General features: G+C 37.3%; 3 protein-coding genes. 1 reads left to right on the top strand and 2 read right to left on the bottom strand.

Annotated features, from left to right (window positions below; all coding sequences use genetic code 11):
- Nucleotides 1-104: 104 nt before the first annotated feature.
- Together ACP6PM_RS10315 and ACP6PM_RS10310 are read right to left on the bottom strand one after the other, a co-directional pair.
- Nucleotides 105-404, bottom strand: a complete 300-nt coding sequence (locus ACP6PM_RS10315; protein WP_426584290.1) for a hypothetical protein — start codon at nucleotides 402-404, stop codon at nucleotides 105-107.
- Between the two features lie 763 nt (nucleotides 405-1,167).
- Entirely contained in the window at nucleotides 1,168-2,784 is a 1,617-nt protein-coding gene (locus ACP6PM_RS10310) for an acyl--CoA ligase family protein (protein ID WP_426584288.1), read from the bottom strand.
- A 135-nt stretch (nucleotides 2,785-2,919) separates the two neighbouring features.
- On the opposite strand from ACP6PM_RS10310, the gene ACP6PM_RS10305 reads away from it, so the two are divergent.
- Nucleotides 2,920-3,084 (top strand): four helix bundle protein, encoded by a 165-nt coding sequence (locus tag ACP6PM_RS10305; RefSeq protein WP_426584292.1) that lies wholly within the window; start codon nucleotides 2,920-2,922, stop codon nucleotides 3,082-3,084.
- Nucleotides 3,085-3,789: the final 705 nt, after the last annotated feature.

Genomic DNA, 3,789 nt, shown 5'->3' with positions numbered 1-3,789 from the left:
AAAAGTTGGTGATGAAATTGTGAGTTTGCCATCACCAAACTAGATTAACTTGAGTTGCACTTCCTAGAAATAGGAGGTTGCCTGAGTTTGACTAGAACTATGACCTAGTTAGTGAAGGAGCTAGCGTTAACGAAGGACTCAGATACATACTCTTCAGTTTGAGTACCAAAGATGATGCTGGTGAATGTGTTGTTACCTTGAGCATCAGAAGAACCTAGTACTTCAGCGCCATTTCCAGATAAGCCACTTAAGTTAAGCTTAACAGTCTTCTTGAATGTTTCGTTAACGTCAACGTTAGCATCAACATCTTTGTCTAATTTGAACTTGCTGTTGATGTTGATTCCTTGTCCACCAAATACTTCAGTTTCAGCAGATTCTAAGTAGTTTAATTCAGAAATAATCATTGTGTTTCTCCTTATTTGTTTTTGAAATTTTCAAACAACTTTGCTTTGTTTGACATTTTTAATATAACTGGAATCATCCGGGAATGGTTGCCATTTTGGCAGATGTCTTTGAAGAAAATTACCGGGTTTTCATACCTACGCACAAATTGCTTAATTCCTCAAAAAGAATTAAGCAATTTTGATAGTATTACTAGGCAAAATACAAATTATTATCAGCTCTGGTGTTGCTCTAAACTGTTAACTCAGAGGGACTCCAGAGAATTACAATTGAATATTTTTCTAATTTATCAGCCTACCCAGAATACTGTTGCCATAATGGCATAATTTTACATAATCAAACCAAATCTTAAAAAAATTTATATATATTATCAAAAAATGAATAAATCTCTAACATTAAGATTGCTTCCCAACCGTCACAATGACAACTATTGAAGTAGACTTAATATAATACTATTATTTTGTAAAAATTCCCTTAATAATTATCTATTAAATTAAACTTTATCTTTATTATGCTGGCGATCGCTCTCCTATTTATATGGAATAAGCTGTATTTCATTTGCTATAGCAATACTACAAACACTTTTTTATCACTTATTATCCGAACATCATATAATTAATATAGCGTTTCTCAAGCTAATGAGGTACAGTTTTTTTTCTGATTTTTTACTCCCCATCCCCCTATCTTCCCTACTCCCTAAAACAAACGAATTTTGTACCTCACCAGTGTGGGAATTCCTATAATTAGCAATTACCTAAATTTGTGTCAGTGAATCCTTTTTTGATAACCAACCCACTCTTTTTCCCGCAATAAATATTTCTGCACTTTACCCGTAGCAGTCTTTGGCAACTCCATAAACTCAACCGCTTTCGGCACCTTAAACTGTGCCAAATTCTGCCGACAAAAATCAATAATTTCTGATGCTTTTACACTCTCATCCGGTTTCAAAGTCACAAAAGCTTTCGGCACTTCTCCTCGTTTCTGATCCGGGATAGCAATAACCGCCACTTCCAAAACTGCTGGATGTTTATAAATAACTCTCTCCACCTCAATAGTCGAAATATTCGTACCACTACTAATAATAATATCCTTGGCGCGATCGCGTAATTCCATATAACCATCAGGATACATCACCGCCAAATCTCCACTATGAAACCAACCACCCCGAAACGCCCACTCAGTCGCCTGTGGATCGTTAAAATATCCCTGCATCACATTATTGCCACGCATCACCACTTCTCCCATAGTTTCCCCATCAGCAGGTACATCCTGCATATCTTTGTCTACTACTCGCATCTGAGCAGCATGAATATAAGGCACTCCCTGTCTAGCTTTCAACTTTGCCCTTTCCGCCATTGGTAAATCATCCCAAGGTACTTGCCATTCACAAACACTATGGGGTCCGTAGGTTTCCGTTAAACCATAAACATGAGTAATATCAATTTCCAACTCTTCCATCGTCTGAATAATAGTGGGAGAAGGTGGGGCACCAGCAGTAGCAACTCGCAGGGGGTGGGAAAGCTGTAATTTTTTAATGGCGCGGTCATTGGCAAGAGCAATTAAGATTGTGGGGGAACCACAGAAGTGAGTCACTCCCTCATCCATAATTAATGAGACTAGTGTATTAGGGAAAAATTTCCGCATACAAATATGAGTACCACCCACAGCAACGACTCCCCACGTAAAACACCAACCGTTGCAGTGAAACATAGGTAAAGTCCACAAATAGATACTGTTATTATTCATGCCTAATTCTAAAGCTTCGCCCAAAGCATTTAGATAAGCTCCACGGTGGGTATATACTACGCCCTTTGGTTGACCACTGGTGCCACTGGTATAGTTGATAGAAATTGCTTCGTTTTCGTTTGTAAGAGGGGAAGGTAAAGGGTCTGATGTACCTGTGCTTAAAAAAGTTTCATAATCTGTTCCTGGTAATTTTTCTCCTGTTGTCTCTATTTGAGTATCTACTATATTAATAATTTCTTCTACAGTTTCCAACTCATCCTGCACTGATGCTACCAGGTGAGATAATTCTGTATCCACAAATAATAGACGCGCTCCACAGTTATTCAGAATGTAAGAAATATCTGATTGAGCTAATCGAATATTAATCGCGACTAAAACTCCTCCTGCTAGAGGAACGCCGAAATGTGCTTCTAACATCGGTGGAATATTGGGGCAAAGGAAAGCTACGCGATCGCCTTTTTGTAACCCCCAATTTTTTAAGGCGCTTGCCAATTTATTAACTCTAGCAGCAACCTGAGCATAAGTCCAGCGAGAGGAACGGTAAACTATGGCATCTTTGTCAGAAAATGCTGCCACACTGCGTTCTAGAAAACTTTGGGGAGTAAGAAATTGAGAGGAAACCTCATGGTTGGACATTATCATAATTTAGAATTTTTTGAGAATTTAGAATTTTGGAATTCAGAATAAATAGGACTTCATGACTATGGCAAAATTAAAAATAAAAAATATGTTACAATTTAGAATAAATACAACCATTGATGGCAAAAAAAGATATACAAGAGTAAGAGTCTAAATTTTAGCATAATAATAGTAAAGCTTTGCAAGTTTTTGAGAGAAAATGGTGGGACAGGGTATGATTTGAGTAAACAGTTAATACGCTTTGGGACAAGCATAGGCGCAAATATTGAGGAAGCACAAAACGCAGAAATTCATTAATTGATAATGGATAATTGATAATGGATAATTGATAATTACCTCTGGTTAAAACCGAGAGGATTGAATATAAGGAAATATTATTTCTTTTCTCTTGGTCGATTGGATATGGCGTTTCGGCTGTCGCCGACATGAAAAGCGCAGCGGCTCTGAAAGAGCGGGAGACCTCGCCATCCCATCCTAACGGACTGCTCCGCTTTCCGACCGCTCTCTTGGTCGATTGGATATGGCGAGGAGACCTCGCCATCCCATCCTAACGGACTGCTCCGCAAACGACCGCTTTTTCCCCTATCCAAGGGGAGGCTTCAAGGCATGAATTATTTAATTATCAATTATTAATAATTAATAATTCGGTAAAGCCAATTTTATCCATAAAATGAATATTTCTCTCTAGGAAGCTAGAGAGACTAATTACTAGTTAAAGATACTAATTGCAACAGAAAAAGAACTAAAACAAAGATTAGTTCCTTTACTAATGGGACTTACGCAAAATATTAGATTGTACACCATCTGTAGGGGCGAACGGCCGTTAGCCCCTACAAAATATAGGTCTTGCGTAAGTCATGACTAAAAGAATCTAATGAATTAATTTCTATTCTTCATGCAATCATTAAAAATACTAAAGCTCAAGATTAATTATAAATTCAAAATTCAAAATTATCAACTCTGAATTCAAAATTCAAAATTCAAAATTCTAGTGAATCCTTT

This window comes from Dapis brunnea BLCC-M229, from assembly GCF_050015995.1.
GTDB lineage: Bacteria > Cyanobacteriota > Cyanobacteriia > Cyanobacteriales > Microcoleaceae > Trichodesmium.
This window is presented reverse-complemented; position numbering and strand designations above follow the sequence as displayed.